Origin of the sequence: Allobosea sp. AK1, from assembly GCF_006714945.1 — a bacterium.
GTDB lineage: Bacteria > Pseudomonadota > Alphaproteobacteria > Rhizobiales > Beijerinckiaceae > Allobosea > Allobosea robiniae.
Genome location: NZ_VFMG01000001.1, coordinates 2,322,367 through 2,345,000 on the forward strand (window position 1 = coordinate 2,322,367; position 22,634 = coordinate 2,345,000).

Here is a 22,634-nt window from a genome sequence, read left to right on the forward strand (position 1 = left end):
GTTGCCCTTGACCCCTTGTAGTAAAGCCTCATATCAGCGTCAATAATACTGCAAAGAAGATCTTGTTTTGAATAATTAAAAACAGGATCTACTTTGTATTGAATGATTTTAAACTGGCTACAACCTTCTTGCCTGGCGCCCGCGTCGGTAGAATCCACCGTCTGGGCCCGAACGGAGTTGCGATATGTCTGGCTCGCGCATCACCAAAGCCCATGGCGGCCTGCGGCAGCCGAACCGTCGCGAGATGACCGCAGCGCTCGCCTTGAGCGCGCTCGGCCTCGGTGGGCTCGCACTCCCCGCCGCCTTGCCGGGCGTGGCACTTGCCCAGACGCCGGATCGCATCGTCGTCGCCGGCGGCGTCATCACCGAGGTGATCTATGCGCTGGGCCTGCAGGACCGCATCGTCGGTGTCGATTCGACCAGCCAGTTCCCGGCGGAGGCGCTGAAGCAGAAGGCGAATGTCGGCTATGTCCGCGCGCTCTCGGCCGAGGGCGTGCTTTCGCTGAAGCCTTCCCTGATCATGGCGATCGATGGCGCAGGCCCTCCCGATGCCGTCTCGCTGCTGACCGAATCCGGCGTGAAGATCGCCCGCATCCATGACGGACTGACTCCGGACGGGGTCACCAGCAAGATCGCCGCGATCGGCGCCGCGATCGGCGCAGCCGCTCCGGCCGAGCGCCTGGCGGCACAGACCAAGGCGCGCTTCGACGAGCTCGCCACGCTGCGCTCCGGCATCGCCAAGAAGAAGCGCGTCCTCTTCCTGCTCTCGCTCCAGAACGGCCGCGCCATGGTCGGCGGCCGCAACAGCTCGGCCGATGGCATCATCTCGCTCGCCGGCGGCATCAACGTCGCCGATGCGATCGAGGGCTACAAGCCGATGACGGACGAGGCGATCGCCGCCGCCGCGCCGGACATGGTGCTGATGATGCGCAACAGCAGCGCTCATAACACCACGCCCGACGAGCTCTTCGCGATGCCCGCCTTCTCCCAGACCCCGGCAGCGACCGGCAAGCGGCTGGTCCATATGGACGGGCTCTATCTGCTCGGCTTCGGGCCGCGCACGCCGATGGCGGCGCGCGACCTGATGGCCGCGATCTACCCGGAAGCCGCCATTCCGCCGCTCAAGACCGCAGCCGCCCCGTGACCCTCGCGGCACCGTCCCCAGCCATGGCCTCCTCGCCTCTGACGACGCTGATCGCCGGCCGGCGCCGCACCGGCCTGCTCGCGGTGGCGGGGCTCGCCCTGGCCTGCCTGCTCCTGACCGTGGTCGCCATCGGCCAGGGTGCGATCTCGATCGCACCCGGCCGCGTCGCCGAGATTTTGATGGCGCGGCTTTCCGGGGACACCACCTTGCTCGAGGGCCGCGATGTCCTCGTCGTCCTCAATATCCGCCTGCCGCGCGTGCTTCTCGGCCTGCTCGTCGGCGCCGGCCTCGCCGTCTCCGGCGCCCTGATGCAGGGGCTGTTCCGCAACCCGCTTGCCGACCCCGGCCTCGTCGGCGTCTCCAGCGGCGCGGCACTGGCGGCAGCCACCACCATCGTGCTGGGCGACCGCTTGCTCGCCGGCACGATGATGAAGCTGCCCTTCGCCGCCCTGCCGGCCGGCGCCTTCTGCGGCGGCCTGATCTCGACGCTGGCGCTCTATCTCATCGCCACCCGCGGCGGTCGCACCTCGGTCGCCACGATGCTGCTGGCCGGCGTCGCGCTCGGTGCGCTCGCGGGCGCACTGACCGGCCTGCTCGCCTTCATGTCGGACGACCGGCAATTGCGCGACCTGACCTTCTGGTCGCTCGGCAGCCTCGGCGGCGCGAGCTGGACGAAGCTGACGGTGGTCGCGCCGATCATCCTGCCGCTGCTTCTCCTGATGCCGTTGCTGGCCCGCGGCCTGAACGGGCTGATGCTCGGCGAGGCCGAGGCCTACCATCTCGGCATCCCCGTCCAGCGCATCAAGGCGCTGGCGATTCTGCTGGTCGCGCTCGCCGTCGGCGCCAGCGTCGCCACGGCCGGCCTGATCGGCTTCGTCGGCATCGTCGTGCCGCATCTGATCCGGCTCTGCGTCGGCCCGGACCATCGCCTGCTGCTGCCGCTCTCGGCCTTGGGCGGTGCGATGCTGCTGGTCGGCGCCGATATCGTCGCGCGCCTGATCGTCGTCCCCGCCGAACTGCCGATCGGCATCGTCACCGCCACGATCGGCGCACCCTTCTTCCTCTGGCTGCTCCTGCGCCGCACGAGCCTGATCGATGTCTGAAGCGAACCCGATCCTCTCCGGCCATGGCGTCAGCTTCCTCGCCAGCGGGCGCAAGCTCGTCAGCGATGCCAGCCTCGAGCTCACCGGGGGCACGACGACCATCCTGATCGGCCCCAACGGCGCCGGCAAATCGACCCTGCTCAAGCTGCTGACCGGCGAGATCAAGCCGGCCGGCGGCGATATCCGCATCGCCGACGAACCGCTCGCGGCAGTGCCGGCCTGGCGTCTCGCCTGCCTGCGTTCGGTGATGGCCCAGCATGCCCGCCTCGCCTTTCCCTTCAGCGTCTACGAGGTCGCGAGCCTCGGCGTCGACGGCATCGGCCGGGCCCTGACCCGCCAGCGGCGCGAGGCGATCGTCGCCGAGAGCCTCACTGCCGCCGGCGTGATCGATCTCGCCGGGCGGCGTTATCAGACGCTCTCCGGCGGCGAGCAGCAGCGCGTGCAGTTCGCCCGCGTGCTCTGCCAGCTCGAAGCCGGCCGCAGCGTCGCGCAGCGGCAGGTCCTGTTCCTCGACGAACCGATCGCCAGCCTCGACCTCTGCCATCAGCTCGCTTTGCTCGACATGGCCCGCGCCATCGCAGCCCGCGGTGTTGCCGTCCTGATCGTGCTGCACGACCTCAATCTCTCCGTGACCTATGCCGACCATCTCGTCGTGATGGATCAGGGCCGGATCATCGCGCAGGGCCCGCCGGCCAAGACGCTGGACGACGCACTGCTGCGCCAGGTCTTCAAGGTCGACCTGACGCTGAGCCGCGCGCCCGCGCCCGGCCTGCCCTTCCTGCTGCCGCAGCAGCACCGGGCTAGGCCGGCGGCCTAAAGCGCTGATTCACCGGTGATTCATCCTGAATCATCGCTTCACCATATCGCTCAACCCGCGCTTCACGGCTGCGGCGGCACAACTCCCGCAGTTTCCAGGGAGTTCCAGACATGTTCCGGCATATCGCTGTCGCGACCCTTGCCCTGTCGGCCGCCATTGCGGCTGCGCTACCTGCGCAGGCCCGCGAGGTCGTCGGAATGCGCGACGGGCGCTTCGACCCCGGCACCATCGTGATCCGCACCGGTGAGCGGAAGCTCTACTACGTCGTCTCGCCCGGCGAGGCGATCCGCTACACCATCGCCGTCGGCAAGGCCGGCAAGCAGTGGCGCGGCGTCAAATATGTCGAGGAACTGCAGATCGATCCGGCCTGGGCGCCGCCGGCCGAGGTCAAGCGCGACAATCCCCGCCTGCCCGACGTCATTCCCGGCGGCTCGCCGCGCAACCCGATGGGCGCGCGCGTCATCGGCCTCGGTCCCGGCGGACAATACGCGATCCACGGCACCAACATGCCGAATACCGTCGGCAAGGCCGCATCCTATGGCTGCTTCCGCATGCACAACCAGGACGTGATCGACCTTTACGCACGCGTCCAGATGGGAACCCCGGTCGTCGTCCTGCCCTGATCCTTCAGAGGGTGACCGGCGAAAGGATCGGCCGTCCCGCGAAGAACGCCTCCAGATTGCCGAGCAGCATCCGCAACTGCTCTTTCTTGGCATCCTGCGAACTCGCCGCGATATGCGGCGTCAGCACGACATTGTCGAGCGCGCGGAGCCGCCCCGGCACATGCGGCTCCGCAGCGAAGACATCGAGCGCCGCGCCGGCGATCCGCTTCTGTTCAAGCGCGGCGCAGAGCGCGTCCTCATCGATGACGAGGCCACGCGCGATATTGACGACATAACCCGCGGGCCCAAGCGCGTTCAGCACGGCATCGTCGATGGCGTTGCGGGTCTCGGCACTGGCCCGGACAGCGACCACCAGCACGTCGGCCCATGCGGCAAGGCCAGGCAGGCTGTCATGGAAGCGGTAAGGCAGATCCGGCTTGGGCGAGCGGCTGTGATAGCCCACCTCCATCTCGAAGGCTGCGGCGCGGCTCGCGATCCGGCTGCCGATGGCGCCGAGCCCATAGATGCCGATCTTGCGGCCGGCGAGGTCCGGCGTGTTGGCGACCGGATAGTGCCCCGGCTTGCCCCAGAGGCCGTCGCGCAGGAAGCGCTCCCCCTGCCCGATGCCGCGCATGGCGCAGAGCATCAGGCCCATCGCGAATTCGGCGACGCTGCGCGCATTGGCGTCGGCGGCATTGCAGAGCCTGATGCCGCGCGCCTTGGCCGCGGCGGCATCGACCCCCTCGACGCCGGAGCCATAGCAGGCGATCAGCTCGAGCTTCGGCAAGGCGTCCATCAGTTCGGCGCTGGTCCGGCGCCCGCCATAGGTCACCAGAACGCGCGCGTCCCTCGCCTCCGCCGGGATCGCGGCCGCAGCGTCGCCATCGACCGGTCCGATCACGGTGTAGCTCTGCTTCAGGCGGGCGATCGCTTCGGCGGCGATACGCGGCATCATCAGGATCGTCGGCTTCATCGTCATGCTCCGGGGGATGCTGCATCGCAGCACCGGATCGGCGCCGGCTCAACCCATGCTGGCGTTGGCCCCGTCATCCGCGCCACGCAATCCCGGCCTTCGACCAAAGGCTGGTCCGGGCCGTTCCGAAATCTCGCAATCTGCTCCTTTGCCCCCTCGCCCCCTGCAAAGAACCGCGTTAACCTCCGCCCGCGACACGTAACCACCCGTACTCCCGTACGGGCCAGGAAGGGGCTACCAGATGGACCATCTCGCCGACGTGAAGAAGTTTGCCAAGAAGGCGCTCAACGAAGCGGCCTTCGCCGGCATGTCGAAATCCTATGCACTGGTGATGAGCAAACCCGATACCCGCTACGTCGCCTGCTCCGATCCGGCCGAACTCGATCGCGTCCGCGAAAACTTCCTGAAGAAGAAGCTCGGCCTGAAGTCCGGCGATCTCGACGGCTCCGTCAAGGCGATCTGCGAGCACATGAAGGCCGACAAGACCAAGTCCCGCCTGACCTTCTATTACCTGCTGGCCGAGCATCACGGAAAGCTCGACCTCTTCGTCAAGAAGTAAGACCTCGGCCCGGCCGCGCGCCGGGCGACCTTCCCGACATCGGAGAAGACGGGAGGCCGGCATCAAGCCGGCCGAAGTGCCGTTCAGGCGCGATAGAGGTCTGCGCGCGTCAGCGGCAGGCCGGACGGCCCCTTGCGCCGCTTCGTGACCAGCGTCTGGTTGACCAGCGCCCCGCCGCGCTCGAAGGCCAGCGAACAGCCGGCGAGATAGAGCAGCCACATCCGCGTCCGCTCCGGACCGATCTCGGCCTCGGCCTTGTCCTTGTTGGCTTCGAGCCTTTCCCACCACAGCCGCGTCGTACGCTGGTAATGCTCGCGCCAGCCCTCGACGTCATGGACCTCGAAGCCGTGGCGCTCGAGATTGGCGATCGACATGCCCAGATGATCGAGCTCGCCGCCGGGAAAGATGTAGCGCACCAGCGCGCGATACTCGGCCGGCATCTTGTTGAAGGCCTTCTCGGTCTTCTTGGCGCGGCGCGAGATGCAGTGATGCAGATAGAGCCCGCGCGGCCTGAGCAGCCGGTTCACCGCCTGGAAATAGGACGGATGGTTGCGGATGCCGACATGCTCGAACATGCCGATCGAGGAGATCTTGTCGAACTCCCCCTCCATCTGGGTGAAATCCTTGAGGTGGAGCGTGACCTTGCCCTGAAGCCCGAGCCTCTCGACCTTCTCGCGCGCCAGGGCGAGCTGCTCCTCCGCCAGCGTCACGCCATGAGCCTCGACCCCGTAATGGCGGGCGGCGTGACAGACCAGCGCGCCCCAGCCGCAGCCGATATCGAGGAAGCGGTCGCCGGGCTGCAGGCGCAGCTTCCGGCAGATCATGTCGAGCTTGTCGCGCTGGGCGCGCTCGAGATCGCCGTGATCCTCGCTGAAATAGGCGCAGGTATAGACCATCTCCTCGTCGAGGAAGAGCCGGTAGAAATCGTTCGAGACGTCGTAATGGTAGGCGATGTTGGCCTTGTTGGTGGCCGGCGCGCCGTCCCGCGCGATCTCGTCGCCCTTGCGGTGATCGACGGCGGCCTCGGCCGTGCCCGGCGCGAAGATGAAGCGCCTGATGACATCGAAGACCGCGCCCTTAGGGATGTTGCGCGCGAGTTTGCCGACCTTCCCTTCCGGCCGCGCCGCGGCAAGATCGAAGAGCGAGCCGTTCACGATCGCGAGCCGGTCGGCGATATGCAGGTTGAGCAACGTATCGAGCTTGGGCTTGCGGATCAGCGCGGCCAGAACGCCGGGGTCGGCGATGGCGATTGCGAGTCCGTCCGCCGGCCAGGAAGCTGGAACCATGCTCCCGTCCCAGAGCCGGAAACCGAGCTTCAGGCCGAGCTTGTCATGCGCCTCGGCAAGAAGGCGGCGCAGGGCCGCGAGGCGCTTGTCGTTGCTATCCATGAGGCACATCCGCTGCTATCCGGCGCCTGTTTGGACGCAGAGCCGCGGATTGGCAATGTTTCGGGGCCATACGCAGCCCCGTCCATCAGAAATCGCTGGCGATGCCCTTCACTTCCCAGTCGTCGTAACGCACCGGCTCCAGCCCGCCGCGGCCATTGACCTCGCGTTGCCTGGCGACCTCCGCGGCATGGGTATCGATTGCAGCGCGGCGCGCGGCCGCTTCCGCCAGAGCACGCTGCGCGGCGGGGGACAGTACCTTGGCTTCCGGCGCATCCATCGGCCTGTCCTGATCGGTCTTATCGGGCATTTCAGCGCGTTTCCTTGCAGGATTCTCTTGCAGGATCGGGATTGCCCTCACCACATAGGGCACGATGCTCGCAGATGCGAGGGCCGACGCCAGATGGCGCCAGAGAAGGGATTTCGATGAACTACGTGCGCACCGGTATGTTGATGGCGGGCCTGACGGCGCTTTTCGGCGCGGTCGGCTACCTGCTCGGCGGCGGCGGCGGCATGCTGATGGCGCTCGGCTTTGCCGTCGTGACCAATCTCTTCAGCTACTGGAATTCCGACCGGCTGGCGCTGGCCGCCCACAATGCCCAGGAGGTCGATGCTGCGACCGCGCCCGAGCTCTACGGCATGGTGCGAGATCTCGCGGCCCGCGCGAACATGCCGATGCCGCGCGTCTACCTGATCCACGAAGACCAGCCCAACGCCTTCGCCACCGGCCGCAACCCGCAGAACGCCGCTGTCGCGGCGACCACCGGCATCCTGCGCACGCTGACCTATGAGGAGCTGGCCGGCGTGATGGCGCACGAGCTCGCGCATATCAAGAATCACGACACGCTGACCATGACGATCACCGCGACCTTCGCCGGCGCGATCTCATCGCTCGTCACCTTCGGCATGTTCTTCGGCTCGCGCGACAACCGCCCGAACTTCATCGTCCAGATCCTGCTCTCGATCCTCGCGCCGATGGCCGCCGCCTTGATCCAGATGGCGATCTCGCGTTCGCGCGAATACGAGGCCGACAAGCTCGGCGGCCAGATCTGCGGCAATCCGGTCTGGCTCGCCGACGCACTCGCCAAGATCGCGGCCGGCGTTCAGCACATCCCCAGCGAGACAGCCGAGGCCAAGCCTGCTACGGCGCACATGTTCATCATCAATCCCTTGACCGGCGGCGGCATGGATAATCTGTTTTCGACACACCCCGACACCGGCAACCGCATTGCCGCCCTGATGGAGCAGGCGCGTGCGCTCGGCATCGGCCGCAGTGCTGGCGGAGCCGGCTTCACCGCCCAGGCCGACAGCAATCCCTGGGGCAATGCCCCGCGCCAGCCGGGCCCGTGGGGCTGAGATGGCAGATCAATCCTCCTCTCGCCGCCCCGCTCGGCCGGAAACGCCGCCCAAGCTCGACGATGCCCCGGGCCTGCCGGCGCGCCGGCTTGCGGCCACGGTCATCGACGAGGTCCTGCGCGCCCGCACCGCCCTCGACGAGACCCTGGAGCGGATGTTGCCGGAATCCGGGCTCGACGCCGCCGATGCGAGCCTCGCCCGCGCCATCGCTGTCACGGCCTTCCGCCGCCTCGGCACGATCCAGCACGCCATCGACGCGCGCCTCGAGCGCGGCAGCCCGCGCAAATCCGGCCCGTTCGAGCCGATCCTGACGGCCGCCGCCGCCCAGATCCTGTTCCTCGACGTGCCCGACCACGCGGCGGTCGACCTCGCCATCCGCCACCTGCACGAGGACGCGCGCTCGGCCCGCTATGCCGCACTCGGCAATGCGGTGCTGCGCCGCCTCGCCCGCGAGCGCGATGCGGTCCTCGCCGAGGCCCAGGCGGAGGTCTTCGGCGATACGCCCGACTGGCTGGTCGAAAGCTGGTGCACGGCCTATGGCGAGGATGCCGCCGCCGCGATGGCGCAGAGCCATCGCGAGGAGCCGCCCCTCGACCTCACCGTCAAGGCCGACCCCGCCGGCTGGGCCGAAAAACTCGACGGCATCGCCCTGCCGATCGGCTCGGTGCGCTTGCGCGAGCGCCAGGCCATCGCCGGCCTGCCGGGCTTCGATGAGGGCGCGTGGTGGGTGCAGGACGCCGCCGCGGCCCTGCCGGTCAAGCTCCTCGCCCCAAAACCCGGCGAGCGCATCGCCGATCTCTGCGCCGCGCCCGGCGGCAAGACCGCCCAGATCGCCGCGGCCGGCGCGAGCGTCACCGCGCTCGATCGCTCCGGCCCGCGCCTGCGCCGGCTCAAGGCCAATCTGGCGCGGCTCGGCCTCTCCGCCGAGGTGGTCACGGCCGATGCCGTGACCTGGAAGGCCGATCCCTTCGACGCCGTCCTGCTCGATGCGCCTTGCAGCGCGACTGGCACGATCCGCCGCCATCCCGACGTCGCCTGGACGAAATTGCCCGAGGATCGCGACCGGCTGGCTGCCCTTCAGGCGCGCCTGTTCGATGCCGCCGCCGCGTTGACGAAGCCCGGCGGACGCCTCGTCTACTGCACCTGTTCGCTCGAACCGCAGGAAGGCGAAGAACAGACCGCGGCCTTTCTCGCCCGCAATCCCCAGTTTAGTCGCGAACCCGTCCGCCCGGAGGAAATCGGCGGTTTGGCTGATGCGATCGACTCGAATGGGGATATCCGGACCCTGCCGCACCAATTGCAGGGCGAAACTCCGCGCCTTTCGGGATGGGCGGGATTTTACGCAACCCGCCTGATCAGGCTATGACGGAGCCAGGATTCGCGCGGCGCACCGCCGCGCCCGGGCACGGAGTCGACAGGGGATTTGAGCGGGTGGGCTGAGCGACGGGGGTTGGCCCAGGCCGCGATCGGACGGGCGGCGCGGCGGACCCGCGGCCAGTTCGTCGGCGCCACCCGCAGGCTCTGGCCCTTCGGCCGCAGCAATGCCACGCGCCTGCTCTTCGCCCCGCATGACCTGCGCACCGCCGACCCGACGACGGCCGGCGATTTCTATGCAGGCTATTACGCCTTCGCCGGGCGCACCCTGCGCAGCCACGGAGAATCGCCGTTCGACGCGACGCCGCCGAGCGATGCCTGGGCCGAGGCGCTCTACGGCTTCGGCTGGCTGCGCCATATGCGCGCCGCCGACACCGCGATTGCCCGCGCCAATGCCCGCAGCCTGGTCGAGGATTTCATCGCCAGGCGTCGCGACCGCCATGACATCGCGCGGCGCCCTGCGGTCGCTGCACGTCGGCTGATCGCCTTCCTGTCGCATTCCCCGCTGCTGCTGGAAGGCGCCGACCATGCCTTCTACGAGCGCTATCTGCGCCATGTCTCGCGCCTGACGGACCGGCTGAGCCTGGCGCTGTCCGGAGCCGTCGAAGGGGCCGACCGGCTGAACGGCCTGATCGCCATCGCCTTTGCCGCGATCTGCCTCGACGGGCAGGATGGTCACCGGCGCCGGATCGAGATCCTGCTGTCCGAGGAGCTCGACGAGCAGATCCTGCCCGATGGCGGCCATCTCTCGCGCAATCCACGCCTGTTGATCGAATTCCTGCTCGACCTCCTGCCCCTGCGCGAGACCTTCGCCGCTCGCGGGCTCGAGCCACCGCGTGGGGTGATGACCGCGATCGAGCGGATGATGCCGCACTTACGCCTGTTCCGGCACGGCGACGGCGCGCTTGCCCTGTTCAACGGCATGGGTACGACGCCTCCCGACCTGATGGCGACGCTCGCGGCCTATGACGATGCCCGCGGTCGGCCGACCGAACATGCCGCCTATTCCGGCTACAGCCGCCTCGCGGCCGAGCGCAGCATCGTGGTCACCGATGCCGGCGCGCCGCCGCGCGGCGCCTATTCGGTCGAGGCCCATGCCGGCTGCCTCGCCTTCGAATTCTCCAGCGGCCCGCAGCGCATCATCGTCAATTGCGGCGCCAGCCGCTTCGGCCCCCCGGAATTGAAGCTCGCCGCGCGCAGCACCGCCGCTCATTCGACGCTCGTCCTCGACGATCGCTCCAGCGCAAATTTCGGCATGGTTCTCGGCGAAATGCGCGTCGTCTCCGGCCCTCGCGACGTCCGCGTCGCCCGCCAGGACGGCGCTGATGGCGCCGAATGGGTCGCAAGCCATGACGGTTATCGCCGCAGCCTCGGTGCGACCCATACCCGCCGCCTGACGCTCGCCCGCGACGGCGCCGCACTGGCCGGCGAGGACGAGGTCGCCCTGACCGGGACGCGCACCGCGCTCGCGTCCGCCTTGCGCTTCCACTTGCACCCGAATGTCCGCGCCAGCCTCGTTCGGGACGGCAGCGGCGCGCTTCTGGCGCTGGCCTCGGGCGAGGTCTGGAGCTTCGAGGCCGGCGGCCTGACCATCGCCATCGAGGAGAGCATCTTCCTTGCCTCCTCGGACGGGCGGCGGCGCACCGAACAGTTCGTCGTCGCCTTCGATGCCGTGGCGACGCCGCGCGTGACCTGGCGCTTTAGCCGGATCAGCACCGCCAATCCCCGTGCCGGCAAGACGGTCGCTGCTGCGATCGCCGAGCGCGAAGCCGCGGAACCCGCTCCCGACGCGTGACGGTTCTGCGACGGCGGCTTTTGCCTTTTGCAGCGCAGCATGATAGCCCGCGCGCGTCTGCCGAAACTGCCTTTCCGCAATCCAAGCCGGACCTGATCCCGATGCCGAATGAGCTTCGCCGCGTCGAACGCGCGCTTCTTTCCGTTTCCGACAAGACGGGGCTGATCGATTTCGCGCGCGCCCTCCACAAGCTCGGCATCGCGCTGGTCTCGACCGGCGGCACCGCCAAGGCGATCGCCGAAGCCGGCCTCCCTGTCAGCGACGTCTCCGATCTCACGGGCTTCCCCGAGATGATGGACGGCCGGGTCAAGACGCTCCACCCAAAGGTCCATGGCGGCCTGCTCGCGATCCGCTCCCATCCCGAGCACCAGGCCTCGATGCTCGGCCACGGCATCCAGCCGATCGACCTGCTCGTCGTGAACCTCTACCCGTTCGAAGCCACCGTCGCGGCTGGCAAGGCCTATGACGACTGCATCGAGAACATCGATATCGGCGGCCCGGCGATGATCCGCGCCGCCGCCAAGAACCATCATGACGTCGCCGTCGTCGTCGAGCCGGCGGATTATCCGTCCGTCCTCGCCGATCTCGAGGCCCAGAAGGGCGCGACCACGCTGACTTTGCGTCGCAAGCTCGCCCAGAAGGCCTATGCCCGCACCGCGGCCTATGACGCGGCGATCTCGAACTGGTTCGCGAACGAGCTCGGCGACACCGCCCCGCATTTCCGCGCGCTCGGCGGCGCGCTCGCCGAAACCATGCGCTATGGCGAGAACCCGCATCAATGGGCCGCCTTCTACCGCACCCCGGAGAACCGGCCGGGCGTCTCGACCGCGCGTCAGGTCCAGGGCAAGCAGCTCTCCTACAACAACATCAACGACACCGACGCCGCCTTCGAATGCGTCGCCGAGTTCGTCCCCGAGGCCTCGGCCGCCTGCGTCATCGTCAAGCACGCCAACCCTTGCGGCGTCGCCGCCGGCGGCTCGCTGCTCGAAGCCTATGAGCGCGCGCTGGCCTGCGACCCCGTCTCGGCCTTCGGCGGCATCGTCGCGCTGAACCGCAAGCTCGACGCGACCGCAGCGAAGAAGATCGTCGAGGTCTTCACCGAGGTCATCATCGCGCCGGATGCCGACGAGGAGGCGATCGCCATGATCGCCGCCAAGAAGAACCTGCGCCTGCTGCTGACCGGCGGCCTGCCCGATGTCCGCTCGCCCGGCCTGTCGCTGCGCACCGTCTCCGGCGGCTTCCTCGCCCAGTCGCGCGACAACGCCGTCGTCGACGACATGGAGCTGAAGGTCGTGACGAAGCGCCAACCGAGCGAGCGTGAGCTCGCCGATCTGCGCTTCGCCTTCCGCGTCGCCAAGCACGTCAAGTCGAACGCGATCGTCTACGCGAAGGACCTCGCCACGGTCGGCATCGGCGCCGGCCAGATGAGCCGCGTCGATTCCTCGCGCATCGCCGCCTGGAAGGCCGCCGAAGCGGCGAAGGCTGCGGGCGTTGCGGAGAGCCTGGCCAAGGGTTCGGTCGTCGCCTCCGACGCCTTCTTCCCCTTCGCCGACGGCCTGCTCGCAGCGGCCGAGGCCGGTGCGACCGCGGTGATCCAGCCCGGCGGCTCGATGCGCGACGACGAGGTCATCAAGGCCGCCGACGAAGCCGGCCTCGCCATGGTCTTCACCGGGCACCGCCACTTCCGCCATTGACGGCGATACGGGCTGCGGGACACCCTCGCTGACGGGCTGCGCGCGAAAGCGCGCAGCAGGGGATAGGGGTCTGCATGGCCAAAGCTCACAAACCCGGCGCGCTGCTCAGGGAACGCGTCGAACACCAGCATGCGAGGGTCTCCTACGTCGAGCTGTTCTTCGACCTGGTCTTCGTCTTCGCGATCACCCAGATTTCGCACACGCTGCTGGAGCATTTCAGCCCGCTCGGCGTCGCGCAGGCCGCCTTTCTGCTCGGCGCCGTCTGGTGGATCTGGGTCTATACGAGCTGGGTCACGAACTGGCTCGATCCCGAGCGCCCCCCGGTCAGGATCCTGCTCTTCGTCCTGATGTTTCTCGGCCTGGTGATGTCCTGCGCCTTGCCCGAGGCCTTCGGTGCGAACGGCCTCGCCTTTGCAGGCGCCTATGTCACCGCCCAGCTCGTCCGCTCGATCTTCACGATGGTGAGCCTCAAGGACGCCTCGCCCGCCAATTACCGCAACTTCCAGCGCATCACGATCTGGCTCGTCTGCTCCGGTGCATTCTGGATCGCCGGTGGCTTGAGCGAAGGCCCTCTGCGCTTCGGCCTCTGGCTGGTCGCGCTCGGCATCGAATATGTCGGCCCGGCCGCCGGCTTCCGCGTTCCAGGCCTTGGGCACTCGCGCACCAGCGACTGGAATGTCGAAGGCGGTCATCTCTCCGAGCGCTGTGCCCTCTTCATCATCATCGCGCTCGGTGAATCCGTTCTGATGACGGGCGCGACCGCCGCGAAGCTGCCGGTGACGGCCGTCAACCTGACAGCCTTCCTCAATTCCTTCCTGAGCTCGGTCGCGATGTGGTGGATTTATTTCCATATCGGTGCCGAACGGGCGAGCCATCACATCGCACGCTCCGACGACCCCGGCCGGATCGCACGCATCGCCTATACCTATCTGCACGTGCTGCTGGTCGCCGGCATCATCCTGGTCGCCGTCGGCGACGAACTGGTCATCGCCCATCCCACCGGCCATACCGATGGCAGAACGGCAATCGCCGTCCTGGCCGGCCCCGCCTTCTATCTGCTCGGCAACCTGCTGTTCAAACGCATCACGGCCGGCTGGTATCCGCTCTCCCATCTCGTCGGCCTCGGCTTGCTCGCCGTGCTGGCACCGGCCTGGACGGTGTTGCCACCGTTGGGCTTCAGCCTGGCCGCAACCGCGATCCTGATCCTGGTCGCCGCCTGGGAAGCGGTCTCGCTGCGGGCCAAGGAGGCCTGATCCATGCACACCATCAATTTCATTGGATAATCGGAAAGAGCCCTTTAGAGCACATGAATGGGAAACGCCTCATGGCCGCCTCGTCACAACAATCATGGCCGGGTTCGCAGAGTTCGAGCGCTCGTTGATTTTGGCGCGAACCAGCGAGGGCCTTAGCCGCGCTAAGGCCCGAGGCGTGAAACTCGGCCGGCCGTTCGGAATGACCCGCCATCAGCGGCAAGAGGCCCTGGCTAGGAAAGCTGCCGGCGAACCTGTTCGAGAGATCGCACGTAGCTACAATGTAAGCCCGAGCACGATATCGCGGCTTCTCTAACGCCGCGCGACGTGGGATCGCAATCGACAGGCCGCATGGGAGGCTGCGCTGGGTAATCTAACCGATGTAGGCGACACCGATAGGAACTCTTCGACAATCAGGAAGGGGCCGAAGGATCGAAGGCGTAAGAGATCGCCTAGCCACGCTGCGATTACTCGATTTTGACGATGACATTGCCAATCGTTCCGCCCTCAACTGCTTCGTGCGCGGCGGCGGTTTCGCTGAGCGGGAATGTCGGTCCGATACGGGCAACCGCTTCGCCCTGAGCAAGAGCGCGCGTGACGCCAGCCACTGCACGTTCTCGCTGCTGCGCGTCCAATTGATAGATCAGGAAGAAGTTCAACTGGATCGAATTGGCGAGGAAGGCAAAGGCAGGAATCGTCGCTTCGGCTCCCGTGCCGTAAACAATGACCTTTCCCTTTGGTTGGAGTACCGCCGGAATCAGACCGGCGTTGGCCGATAGGTCCATCTCGGTGATAGCGTCGACGCCGCGTCTCCCCGTGATATCAGCAATACGGTCGCCCACATTTTCACGCTTATAGTCGATGCAATGGTCGGCGCCGGCTTCGCGCGCTGCCATCGCCTTGTCCGGCGATGAGATCGTGCTGATCACGGTCGCGCCCCGAGCCTTGGCGAATTGAATGGCGAACTGGCTCACCGCCCCTGCGCCGCCGGATACGAGCAAGGTTGTGCCCTGACCGACCCCGGCAAGCTCGACAGCATGGTAGGCCGTCAGCGCAGGGATGCCGAGAGCGGCGCCCTCCTCGAAGCTAAGTGCAGCTGGCAAGGGAACGGCCTGCGCGGCCGGCAGTGCAATGAACTCGGCGGCTGTTCCAAATGGGCGCTGCCACTGCCCGTTCCAGATCCAGACCCGCTCGCCGAGGCGTGACTTCGCAACGCCAGGACCAATAGATTCGATTTCTCCAGCACCGTCGCTATGTGGGATGATCAGCGGGAACGGCGACTTTCGGTGTCCGCGGCTTTTGACATCGGATGGATTGACCCCCGACGCGTACAAGCGCACGCGAACCTCCCCAACTCCCGGGCTTGGAGTTTCAACGTCTCCGATGCGCAGCACATCGCGCGCTGGCCCGTTGGTCTCATAGAATACTGCACGCATCGATCAGTATCCCTCAGCAATGTGAGAGCCTGGAAGAACGATAGCTCTGTGCGGCCCGGCCAAGCGCTAGCGACAGCCGGACGGACCATAGCGACAATGGTGCTCGCTGTGCCGCGCCGGCTACCACAGAGCAGCTTTTTGCTCGGCCTCAACCAGTGCCCACACCGGGTCGAGAGCGACACGCACGATCACTCCCGTGTCGAAGACCTCGTTGAATTCAAGCCGCCGGTCGGCTGTCATCACCACCTCGCGCTCGCTGTTTGGACCACTGTAGCGAAAGGAATCGCCGAGGACGCGGGCCTTAAAATGGGTCGCGCCAGCCGGCTTGACGACAAGGCTCAGGGCCCGAGGAGGCCCTCGAACTGTAAAGCCCGTCACGATGCCGGAAGGTTCGGCTCCGGTGATGACCAGCATGAATTGGCGGTTCGAATTAACGAACCCGGTGCTGCTGACCCAGATGCCGACGAAGCGGCGATGTTCAGGGAGAACACCACGCCCGATCCGGCTGATCTGGAATGGCGGAAGCGGAAGCTCCTTCTCTGCTGCAATTGCCGTAATCCGCCGCGCGTCGTCTTCTGTGAAGAGAGCGTTGGCTGACGATGGCAACGACAGGTGGGCTGTAAGATATCCAGCTGCAGCCAGGCAGCAGATGGTGATCGCGGCCGTCGCCAGAGACGCCCGTTTGCGCTGTACAGGCGACCATAAAACGAGGCGACGACCAACTGACCCGACAATCGGGGTTTGAGATCGCTCGGGTGGCGGCAGCGAGTCGTGCTCTTTGGCCGCGTGGGAGTGGCCGGCGTTCAGCAGGTATCCGCGACGGGGTACGGTTTCGATCAGGAGATGATCGGTGTCACCCAGCTTGTCTCGCAGCTCGCGAATGCACTGAACGAGCGAGTCATCCGTGACAGCGACATTTGGCCATACGACCTCAAACAGTTCCCGCTTCGACACCAGCCGTCCAGCATTCTCGGCAAGGTGACGGAGAACCTCGAACGCCTTGGGCCGTAGTGCAATCTCCTGATCGCCCGCTCTTAGGCGTTCGCGCGTCAAATCCAGCGCAAATCGGTCGAACTGTAGAAGTTTCGGAAGCGCCGGGTCCATGGTGCTTAGCTCCCACCCTAGCCCGCTCGATGAACTGCGTCCGCCGACTATAGGCGAAATATCGGCATTCCGTCACCCATTGACCGTGACCAAACGGAATGCTCTTCGCTATTAACGACTTCGGAGGTTGGCGGCGGGGCGCCTCGTCATCCTTGGGGTGATGAACTGGTCGCCGGAATGGTATCGCCCCAGCAAGCACGCGATCGACGATCTGGCGCGGCAGTTCGCTGCATTTTTAAGCAGACACGGCGATATTTCGCCGAGCAGAGCCTCGAGTTGATTGGAATCCGGGCAATGAAGGCGGCTTGATCACAACGGCTACGCGGCCGGCAGGCGACGATGAGCACCGCCAAATTCATCACGGCGGCGCTCACGCTCTGCAGTGCGGTCCGGGCCTTCGCCTGTCTGTCGCGGATTTTGCGCATTGCCGGGCATCAGGATGGAACGCCAACCGTCTCCTGTGCGATCTGAGGCCTGCTCGGCACTTTGTTCAAAGCCGGGCCCCGGACGAGGAGTTCCCTGCGGCTCGCCATGATGACCTTGCTGTGATCGGCATGACGATGCCCCTGTCGCAGCCCGCAGGACCGATCTGGTTGACGAACTCACCACGGCGTGAATTCTGCGGAGCAGTTCGAGAGGACAGATCGACGCATTTCGCCGGGGCAGCCTGCGTCAAGACAGGGCGGGAAATCTCTCCGAGTGCAGGAAAGAAGCCAGCGACGATCACGATCAACTCCAGCATTTCAAAAACTCCAGTTACATTAACATTCTTATTCGTCGGATTTGAGCTGGTTAAGCTTGAGGCGGAGCCGTAGGGCGGGAGATGCTAACGCTGCGTCACCCATATGTGCTAAGTTTGCTGCGGTGGGGAACGACGCTTTCAACTACGCTCCAAGTGCGCCGCCGAATTTGTCGGACCGTTGCCGAATTTGTCTAAAATTGCTTGCGTCACAGTAAGAAAGCTGGACGGAGACGCCTATGGCCGCGGGCACGAGCACCCCTGTGCTGACAATGTTCGACGTTGTCCGAGCCGAAGCTCTGGAGGATTCGAGCGGCAAGATTCGCGTGATTGAACGGGCCGCACAGTCAAACCGCACCTACACCTACCAATTGCAGGATCGTGCTCTTTGGCACCCACGCTTCGAGCCGCCGATTTTTACCCTTGCGACACGTGGCGCCGGCTCTCTTCTGACGAGTTTTGTCGCGAGCAGTTTTAGCACCGAGGTCACCGTCGATGGCGATGAAGGGAGCCTGTATTGTTTCACGACGATGCTCGCGGGCCATATAACCTTGGAACAGAAGGGAAGATCCACGACAGCCACACAACAAACCGGTCTCACTTGGAGGCCCGGTCCCGGCGGTCGCCTTTTAATCAGCGACGATAACGCGCGCACCAATGTTTTCTTGAAGGCTGCGGATATCGAGAGCACGCTTGAACACATGCTGGATGAGCGGTTGCGTCGGCCGCTCATTTTCGAGCCCAGCCTCGATTGGGGCACCGGGCTTACAGCCAGCCTGAAAAGCCAACTCGATTTCGTTACACAGGAATTTCAACGGCGGGACGGTGTTGCCAATAACCCAGTCGCACTTGCGTCGCTGACGGACCTACTCGTCTCGCTGATTTTGCGTGGCACCACTCATAATTACTCTGATCGACTCGCAAATGCAGCCGGAAATCCAATTCCGGCCTATGTTCGACGCGCGGAAGACTTCATGCGCGCCCACGGCGCGGAGCCTATCCGTATGTCACATATCGCTGGGGCCGCAGGCTGCAGCTTGCGAACCTTGACGGCTGTGTTCAGGCATTTTCGCGGCAGCACCCCTTTGGCTGCATTGCATGCTGTCCGGCTTGATCTAGCGCATGCCGATCTGGCTCGGGGTATACGCGACGCCTCGGTCGCTACCGTCGCCCGCCGATACGGCTTCACTAACACGGCACGCTTTAGAATCGCCTTTCATCGCCGATTCGGTGAGACTCCTATTGAAATCGCCCGATATGCGTCCATACGGACGGCGCCGGCCTCCGCCGATCCTGCAAAAGACGAATGACCGGTTGCGGTTTGATCGATCCTGGCAGCGCGCAAGGGCTGGCGGCCAGCCATTCGCCGGCCGGCAAAGCTCTCAAAGAAATAATCGAGACAAGCGCCTCTTTAAGGATCCAGCTTACTATCCGGCGGAGTCCTCAGAATCTCCGTCCACATCTCCCACGTCCCGCTCGCTAACGATACCCAAATATCTTTAGCGAGGAGCTTCTCCGGTCAGCTTCGACTGCAAGATTTCGCGCGACATGGACAAATTCGGCAGCGGTTCGACAAATTCGGCGACGAACCTTCGCTCATTACCGAAAGAAGTTCTCCCCTGTCGCCCAGCATGACACAGCTATCGGCGAAATATCGGCATTCGATCGCTCCTCCATCATGACCTAACGAAAATTTCGTTGCTACGAAGGCTAACCGGCAACGGACGGGACAAACCCGGCCCCACTCAATCCAAACGCCTGCACTCAAAGAGGCGCAAATGGGACGGTCTTCAGTGTTCGCTATATGCGCCTGCATCCTATGGGGCGGCCTCGCGGAGGGCGCACAATTGACGACGCGTCAGGCTCGGGCCTGCGTTGCCTGGGACAGGGAACTCGCGCGGATGCTTGAGCGGAGCGAGTTATTCGGCCTCAACACCGCAGAGCTGCGTGACGGCATTCGCGTTGAAGCCTTCAAGCTGCGGGAGCGATGTGCTCGTGACATTAGCATGGCGTCCCTCAATCGCTATGTCATGCTCACGAAGCTTCTCTATGACGACGAAGCTGATGAGGTCGAATCATTCAGTAAAAATCAAGTACATGGAGATTGATGTACGCTGAATCCAATATAATCTGAGGATTCTATAGATTCTGCCGTTATCTGCAGCTTATGCAGGAGGGCTCCATGAGAACATTCGGTCGATACCTATTCTTTGGAGCAACCTTACTTACGGTGACCATGAATTTCGAAGCGCCTGCGCGTGACGAGACAATAGAGCGCCTGCGTCTCGGCTCCGGCTTCGAAATCGTCATAGGGGAGAGCCACCCTGATCCGGGAGGGCGGTTACTGGAGGCCCTCGCTATGTGGGTCGGAGCGAAGCTGGGACAGTCGATACCCACGTCCTTGCCGAAACTCGTATTCAAGCCGGTTGGCCAAGTTTCCGCTTTACGGCTCAAGCAATACACGTCCGAAATCATACAGCAACACGGTCGGCCAGATATCCTGTCGATCTACGATTCCCACGAGAAGATCATTTATCTGGCGGACACATGGACCGGCGCAACGGCAGCCGATTTGTCGGTTCTCGTGCACGAGCTAGTTCATCATTTTCAGGAGGCACATCAATTCAAATTTGAATGTGACGCGGCACGCGAAGCCAAGGCTTTCGAATTGCAGGAAACGTGGCTGAAATTATTTGGGGGGTCGCTTGAGGAAGAGTTCCAGATCGACCCATTCACGCTCCTGGTAAGAACATCCTGCGGAATGTAAGAGCTTTCAGCTCGTTAACGCCTCTCGGGAATTAGGGGGCTGCGGTGCAAGTCACATACGATTTCTCACAACAGACCGTCATTGTGACGGGTGGTGCCCGTGGGATCGGCAGAGCCATCGCGGCCAGCTTCGTGGCAAGTGGAGCCGACGTCTGGATCTGGGACGTCGAGCCCGTCGAACTTGCCGGAGCGCAGTCCGTTACCGTCGATGTGACCAAACGTGATAAGATCGCCAGCGGGCTGGCGCTTCTGGAAGGCAGAAGCGTCGACGTTCTCGTGAATGATGCGGGGCATCTCGGGCGTTATCAGCCATTCGAGAGCTCAGAACCGGCTGAGTGGCAGCAAATCCTGCATGTGAACCTCGTTGGGATGCTAGAAGTCACACACCAGATTCTGCCGTTGATGCGGGCTGCGGGCAAAGGGCGGATCGTCAACATGGGCTCGCTTGCGGGCAAGGAAGGATTGCCGAACCTCGCCGTCTATTCCGCCGCGAGTGCGGGCGTCATCGCCTTTACGAAAGCGCTTTCCCGCGAAGTCAATGATACCGGCATCCGCGTCAACTGCGTGGCGCCGGGACCCATCGACACGCGAATGATCCGGGATTTGGGCAATGAGACAGTCGACGCCATGGTTGCCGCCAGCCCGCTCAGCCGGCTGGGCGACCCAGTGGAGGTGGCGGCTCTAGTATTGTGGCTTTGCTCCGATGCAAGCGCGTTCAATACGGGCGCCGTCTTCGATATGTCCGGCGGGCGGGCCAGATACTAGGACTGCCTTGGCTGCCCGGAACCGGACGCGTCGAAAGTCAGCTATGGGTCGAGTTGGACGGTCGACGGTGGTTCAAGTCAGCTCGGTTTTTCAATTCCGTGCGAACGGCCCCCTCCCGCAATTCGCGAGGGTGCCCCCTGGTTCTAGGCCAGTCATTGATCCCCGAATTCCCTGATTAGGCAGTTGGCCGCTATCGCGAAGAGCATCAGGAAAAGCCCCAGCGCCGCCAAAAGCTCATTGGGCGTGATCAGAAGTACGATCAAATCGAAGCCCTCTCTAATCCTGAGGCGGTGTCGGGATCAGATCCGGCGTGATGCCGGCAGGCGTCATGTGACCGCGAGCAGTCCTCTGCACTTCAGCCATGAGCGAAAAGCTGTAGCTGCTTTGTAGATTTAGGTCGATTATGTCGGATTGATTCAACTGTAATCAATTGATTATAAATCGCTTTCTGAGAGATTGAGGTTTAGTCCATGCATACCATCAAGGTCATCGGCATCGGCTTCGCCTTGCTCGGCATCCTGCTCGTGCTGGCGCCGCGCCTCTCGATCTCTGCTGGGCGGCCGATCCCCTTCGCGGTGAAACTCTTCCTGCCGCTCTGGTTCGCCGGCGCGCTGATCAATCTCTGGATCGGCGTCATCAGCGCAGGCTATACCGTGATGGAGGAAGCACCGATCTTCCTCGTCGTCTTCGGCGTGCCGGCGGTCGCCAGCCTGCTGATCCTGTGGCTGACCTCCCGAATTGCCCGATGAGCCTCGAATCCGTCCGCACCTTCTTCGCCCAGCACGCTCCCGACATCGCCGTCATCGTCACCGATGATAGCAGCGCGACCGTGCCGCTCGCCGCCGCCGCCCATGGCGTGGAGCCCGGCCAGATCGCCAAGACGCTCTCCTTGCGTATCGGCGACGAAGTCGTGCTCGTCGTCACCCGCGGCGATGCCCGGCTCGACAACAGGAAGGCCAAGGCCGCGCTCGGCGGCAAGCCGCGCATGCTAGGCCAGGAAGAGGTCGAGGCCCTGACCGGCCACCCCGTGGGCGGTGTCTGCCCGTTCGGGCTCGCGACGCCGCTCAAGGTCTATTGCGATGTCTCGCTGAAGTCCTTCGACATCGTCGTGCCGGCCGCAGGCTCGACCCATAGCGCGCTGCGGATCGCGCCGCAGCGCATGGCCGAACTGACACAGGCCGAATGGGTCGATACCTGCCAGGAGGCCGTGCAAGCGGCCGCAGCAGCAGAGTGAAGCTCAGCCCTGGGTCCGGGCGATCAATTCCATCGCCGCGGCGGGATTGCGCACCTTGTCCCCGCTGATCACATAGAGGAAGACGTCGCGTTCCTCGGCCTTGGCAGCCGGACCGACCGTCTCCAAGCCGTCCGGCACGCCGCCCTGGGCCCAGACCTGCGCGGCCTTGACCCAGCGATCGAGCCCGGCCTCGGAATAGCCCTTCGGCTCGGCCTCCTTGGTTCCCATGATCCGCGCATAAACGAAGGGCGCGGTCACATCGGCGATCTGGGTGTAGTCCGCATCGGCCGAGGTGATGACGGCGACGTCATAGCCGCGCAGCAACGCGATGAAATCCGGCGAGCGGAAACTGTCATGTCGGACCTCGACGGCATGGCGCAGCTTGATCCCGTCCAGCTCCTTCGGCAGGAGCTTAAGGAAGGCCTCGAAATCGGCGGGATCGAACTGCTTCGTCGGCATGAACTGCCAATTGATCGGCCCGAGCTTGTGCTTGAGCTCGGTCAGACCGCTGGTCAGGAATTTCTCGACCGAAGGTCCC

24 protein-coding genes (1 of these 24 running past the window's edge) are annotated in these 22,634 nt (G+C 64.8%); 18 read left to right on the forward strand and 6 right to left on the reverse strand.

The genetic code is table 11. The features are described from left to right. The first annotated feature begins 184 nt into the window (after positions 1-184). The 4 genes from FHT98_RS11485 (at position 185) to FHT98_RS11500 (ending at position 3,687) form a co-directional block, all read left to right on the forward strand. A complete protein-coding gene (locus tag FHT98_RS11485) occupies positions 185-1,144 on the forward strand; it encodes a heme/hemin ABC transporter substrate-binding protein (RefSeq protein WP_244492732.1) in 960 nt (319 codons plus the stop codon). Between the two features lie 23 nt (positions 1,145-1,167). Then, positions 1,168-2,247: a FecCD family ABC transporter permease gene (locus FHT98_RS11490; RefSeq protein WP_142114110.1), complete on the forward strand. Its 1,080-nt coding sequence runs from the start codon at positions 1,168-1,170 to the stop codon at positions 2,245-2,247. Next, the gene (locus tag FHT98_RS11495; protein ID WP_142114111.1) at positions 2,240-3,064 is read left to right on the forward strand and encodes a heme ABC transporter ATP-binding protein; all 825 of its coding nucleotides are present in this window, start codon (positions 2,240-2,242) and stop codon (positions 3,062-3,064) included. Before FHT98_RS11490 ends, FHT98_RS11495 begins: the two co-directional genes overlap by 8 nt. Before the next feature lie 110 nt (positions 3,065-3,174). Continuing rightward, positions 3,175-3,687, forward strand: a complete 513-nt coding sequence (locus tag FHT98_RS11500; protein WP_142114112.1) for a L,D-transpeptidase — start codon at positions 3,175-3,177, stop codon at positions 3,685-3,687. A 4-nt stretch (positions 3,688-3,691) separates the two neighbouring features. Here the strand turns inward: FHT98_RS11500 and FHT98_RS11505 are convergent, their stop codons facing one another. Beyond that, positions 3,692-4,639, reverse strand: coding sequence for a 2-hydroxyacid dehydrogenase (locus tag FHT98_RS11505; RefSeq protein WP_142114113.1), 948 nt, complete (start codon positions 4,637-4,639; stop codon positions 3,692-3,694). Positions 4,640-4,880: 241 nt separating this feature from the next. Here FHT98_RS11505 and FHT98_RS11510 point away from each other — a divergent pair, with 241 nt between their 5' ends. Further along, positions 4,881-5,198 (forward strand): DUF2853 family protein, encoded by a 318-nt coding sequence (locus FHT98_RS11510; protein ID WP_061965698.1) that lies wholly within the window; start codon positions 4,881-4,883, stop codon positions 5,196-5,198. An 83-nt stretch (positions 5,199-5,281) separates the two neighbouring features. Here FHT98_RS11510 and FHT98_RS11515 read toward each other — a convergent pair whose 3' ends face one another. Both FHT98_RS11515 and FHT98_RS11520 read right to left on the reverse strand, forming a co-directional pair. After that, positions 5,282-6,586, reverse strand: a complete 1,305-nt coding sequence (locus FHT98_RS11515; protein ID WP_142114114.1) for a class I SAM-dependent methyltransferase — start codon at positions 6,584-6,586, stop codon at positions 5,282-5,284. Between the two features lie 85 nt (positions 6,587-6,671). After that, complete coding sequence (locus tag FHT98_RS11520; RefSeq protein ID WP_185745132.1) at positions 6,672-6,893, reverse strand: DUF1674 domain-containing protein; 222 nt, start codon at positions 6,891-6,893, stop codon at positions 6,672-6,674. Between the two features lie 116 nt (positions 6,894-7,009). Between FHT98_RS11520 and htpX the strand changes: the two genes are divergently transcribed. The 6 genes from htpX to FHT98_RS11550 all read left to right on the forward strand — a co-directional run bounded on the left by htpX (position 7,010) and on the right by FHT98_RS11550 (position 14,368). Further along, positions 7,010-7,939, forward strand: a complete 930-nt coding sequence (gene htpX / locus FHT98_RS11525; RefSeq protein ID WP_091861950.1) for a zinc metalloprotease HtpX — start codon at positions 7,010-7,012, stop codon at positions 7,937-7,939. 1 nt (position 7,940) lies between these two features. Further along, a complete protein-coding gene (locus tag FHT98_RS11530) occupies positions 7,941-9,305 on the forward strand; it encodes an RsmB/NOP family class I SAM-dependent RNA methyltransferase (RefSeq protein WP_142114115.1) in 1,365 nt (454 codons plus the stop codon). 84 nt (positions 9,306-9,389) lie between these two features. Next, the gene (locus FHT98_RS11535) at positions 9,390-11,108 is read left to right on the forward strand and encodes a heparinase II/III family protein (RefSeq protein WP_248309204.1); all 1,719 of its coding nucleotides are present in this window, start codon (positions 9,390-9,392) and stop codon (positions 11,106-11,108) included. 101 nt (positions 11,109-11,209) lie between these two features. Further along, a complete protein-coding gene (gene purH / locus FHT98_RS11540; RefSeq protein ID WP_142114117.1) occupies positions 11,210-12,802 on the forward strand; it encodes a bifunctional phosphoribosylaminoimidazolecarboxamide formyltransferase/IMP cyclohydrolase in 1,593 nt (530 codons plus the stop codon). Between the two features lie 74 nt (positions 12,803-12,876). Next, complete coding sequence (locus FHT98_RS11545) at positions 12,877-14,055, forward strand: low temperature requirement protein A (protein ID WP_142114118.1); 1,179 nt, start codon at positions 12,877-12,879, stop codon at positions 14,053-14,055. A gap of 22 nt (positions 14,056-14,077) precedes the next feature. Beyond that, positions 14,078-14,368 carry a helix-turn-helix domain-containing protein gene (locus FHT98_RS11550; RefSeq protein ID WP_282568648.1) on the forward strand — a complete coding sequence of 97 codons (291 nt, stop codon included), beginning with the start codon at positions 14,078-14,080 and terminating at the stop codon, positions 14,366-14,368. A 151-nt stretch (positions 14,369-14,519) separates the two neighbouring features. Here FHT98_RS11550 and FHT98_RS11555 read toward each other — a convergent pair whose 3' ends face one another. Then, on the reverse strand, positions 14,520-15,488 hold the full coding sequence (locus FHT98_RS11555; protein WP_091861967.1) for an NADPH:quinone reductase: 969 nt from the start codon (positions 15,486-15,488) through the stop codon (positions 14,520-14,522). A 120-nt stretch (positions 15,489-15,608) separates the two neighbouring features. Further along, entirely contained in the window at positions 15,609-16,592 is a 984-nt protein-coding gene (locus FHT98_RS11560; protein WP_142114120.1) for a winged helix-turn-helix domain-containing protein, read from the reverse strand. Positions 16,593-16,931: 339 nt separating this feature from the next. On the opposite strand from FHT98_RS11560, the gene FHT98_RS26640 reads away from it, so the two are divergent. The 7 genes from FHT98_RS26640 (at position 16,932) to FHT98_RS11590 (ending at position 22,096) form a co-directional block, all read left to right on the forward strand. After that, positions 16,932-17,063: a hypothetical protein gene (locus tag FHT98_RS26640; protein WP_280140839.1), complete on the forward strand. Its 132-nt coding sequence runs from the start codon at positions 16,932-16,934 to the stop codon at positions 17,061-17,063. Positions 17,064-17,570: 507 nt separating this feature from the next. Then, positions 17,571-18,641: a helix-turn-helix domain-containing protein gene (locus tag FHT98_RS11565; RefSeq protein ID WP_142114121.1), complete on the forward strand. Its 1,071-nt coding sequence runs from the start codon at positions 17,571-17,573 to the stop codon at positions 18,639-18,641. A gap of 537 nt (positions 18,642-19,178) precedes the next feature. Continuing rightward, positions 19,179-19,439: a hypothetical protein gene (locus FHT98_RS11570; RefSeq protein WP_142114122.1), complete on the forward strand. Its 261-nt coding sequence runs from the start codon at positions 19,179-19,181 to the stop codon at positions 19,437-19,439. 74 nt (positions 19,440-19,513) lie between these two features. Next, positions 19,514-20,098 (forward strand): DUF6647 family protein, encoded by a 585-nt coding sequence (locus FHT98_RS11575; protein ID WP_142114123.1) that lies wholly within the window; start codon positions 19,514-19,516, stop codon positions 20,096-20,098. A gap of 44 nt (positions 20,099-20,142) precedes the next feature. Next, a complete protein-coding gene (locus FHT98_RS11580) occupies positions 20,143-20,862 on the forward strand; it encodes an SDR family NAD(P)-dependent oxidoreductase (RefSeq protein ID WP_142114124.1) in 720 nt (239 codons plus the stop codon). Positions 20,863-21,332: 470 nt separating this feature from the next. Further along, positions 21,333-21,611, forward strand: coding sequence for a hypothetical protein (locus FHT98_RS11585; RefSeq protein WP_061965673.1), 279 nt, complete (start codon positions 21,333-21,335; stop codon positions 21,609-21,611). Further along, on the forward strand, positions 21,608-22,096 hold the full coding sequence (locus FHT98_RS11590) for a YbaK/EbsC family protein (protein WP_142114125.1): 489 nt from the start codon (positions 21,608-21,610) through the stop codon (positions 22,094-22,096). The genes FHT98_RS11585 and FHT98_RS11590 overlap by 4 nt, the downstream gene beginning before the upstream one ends. A 3-nt stretch (positions 22,097-22,099) precedes the next feature. On the opposite strand, the gene FHT98_RS11595 is transcribed toward FHT98_RS11590, so the two are convergent. Continuing rightward, positions 22,100-22,634, reverse strand: partial view of a DUF72 domain-containing protein gene (locus tag FHT98_RS11595; RefSeq protein WP_142114126.1) — the 3' portion only. It continues 269 nt past the right edge of the window; 535 of the gene's 804 nt are visible here — the last part of the coding sequence; the start codon falls outside the window, past its right edge; its stop codon occupies positions 22,100-22,102.

Coding starts and splice junctions, on each gene's coding strand:
- FHT98_RS11515 (WP_142114114.1), bottom strand. CDS start 6,586: ATGGATAGCAACGACAAGCGCCTCGCGGCCCTGCGCCGCCTTCTTGCC.
- FHT98_RS11485 (WP_244492732.1), top strand. CDS start 185: ATGTCTGGCTCGCGCATCACCAAAGCCCATGGCGGCCTGCGGCAGCCG.
- FHT98_RS11510 (WP_061965698.1), top strand. CDS start 4,881: ATGGACCATCTCGCCGACGTGAAGAAGTTTGCCAAGAAGGCGCTCAAC.
- FHT98_RS26640 (WP_280140839.1), top strand. CDS start 16,932: ATGAGCACCGCCAAATTCATCACGGCGGCGCTCACGCTCTGCAGTGCG.
- FHT98_RS11530 (WP_142114115.1), top strand. CDS start 7,941: ATGGCAGATCAATCCTCCTCTCGCCGCCCCGCTCGGCCGGAAACGCCG.
- FHT98_RS11490 (WP_142114110.1), top strand. CDS start 1,168: ATGGCCTCCTCGCCTCTGACGACGCTGATCGCCGGCCGGCGCCGCACC.
- FHT98_RS11555 (WP_091861967.1), bottom strand. CDS start 15,488: ATGCGTGCAGTATTCTATGAGACCAACGGGCCAGCGCGCGATGTGCTG.
- htpX (WP_091861950.1), top strand. CDS start 7,010: ATGAACTACGTGCGCACCGGTATGTTGATGGCGGGCCTGACGGCGCTT.
- FHT98_RS11585 (WP_061965673.1), top strand. CDS start 21,333: ATGCATACCATCAAGGTCATCGGCATCGGCTTCGCCTTGCTCGGCATC.
- FHT98_RS11565 (WP_142114121.1), top strand. CDS start 17,571: ATGGCCGCGGGCACGAGCACCCCTGTGCTGACAATGTTCGACGTTGTC.
- FHT98_RS11590 (WP_142114125.1), top strand. CDS start 21,608: ATGAGCCTCGAATCCGTCCGCACCTTCTTCGCCCAGCACGCTCCCGAC.
- FHT98_RS11505 (WP_142114113.1), bottom strand. CDS start 4,639: ATGAAGCCGACGATCCTGATGATGCCGCGTATCGCCGCCGAAGCGATC.
- FHT98_RS11560 (WP_142114120.1), bottom strand. CDS start 16,592: ATGGACCCGGCGCTTCCGAAACTTCTACAGTTCGACCGATTTGCGCTG.
- FHT98_RS11495 (WP_142114111.1), top strand. CDS start 2,240: ATGTCTGAAGCGAACCCGATCCTCTCCGGCCATGGCGTCAGCTTCCTC.
- FHT98_RS11545 (WP_142114118.1), top strand. CDS start 12,877: ATGGCCAAAGCTCACAAACCCGGCGCGCTGCTCAGGGAACGCGTCGAA.
- FHT98_RS11500 (WP_142114112.1), top strand. CDS start 3,175: ATGTTCCGGCATATCGCTGTCGCGACCCTTGCCCTGTCGGCCGCCATT.
- FHT98_RS11575 (WP_142114123.1), top strand. CDS start 19,514: ATGAGAACATTCGGTCGATACCTATTCTTTGGAGCAACCTTACTTACG.
- FHT98_RS11520 (WP_185745132.1), bottom strand. CDS start 6,893: ATGCCCGATAAGACCGATCAGGACAGGCCGATGGATGCGCCGGAAGCC.
- purH (WP_142114117.1), top strand. CDS start 11,210: ATGCCGAATGAGCTTCGCCGCGTCGAACGCGCGCTTCTTTCCGTTTCC.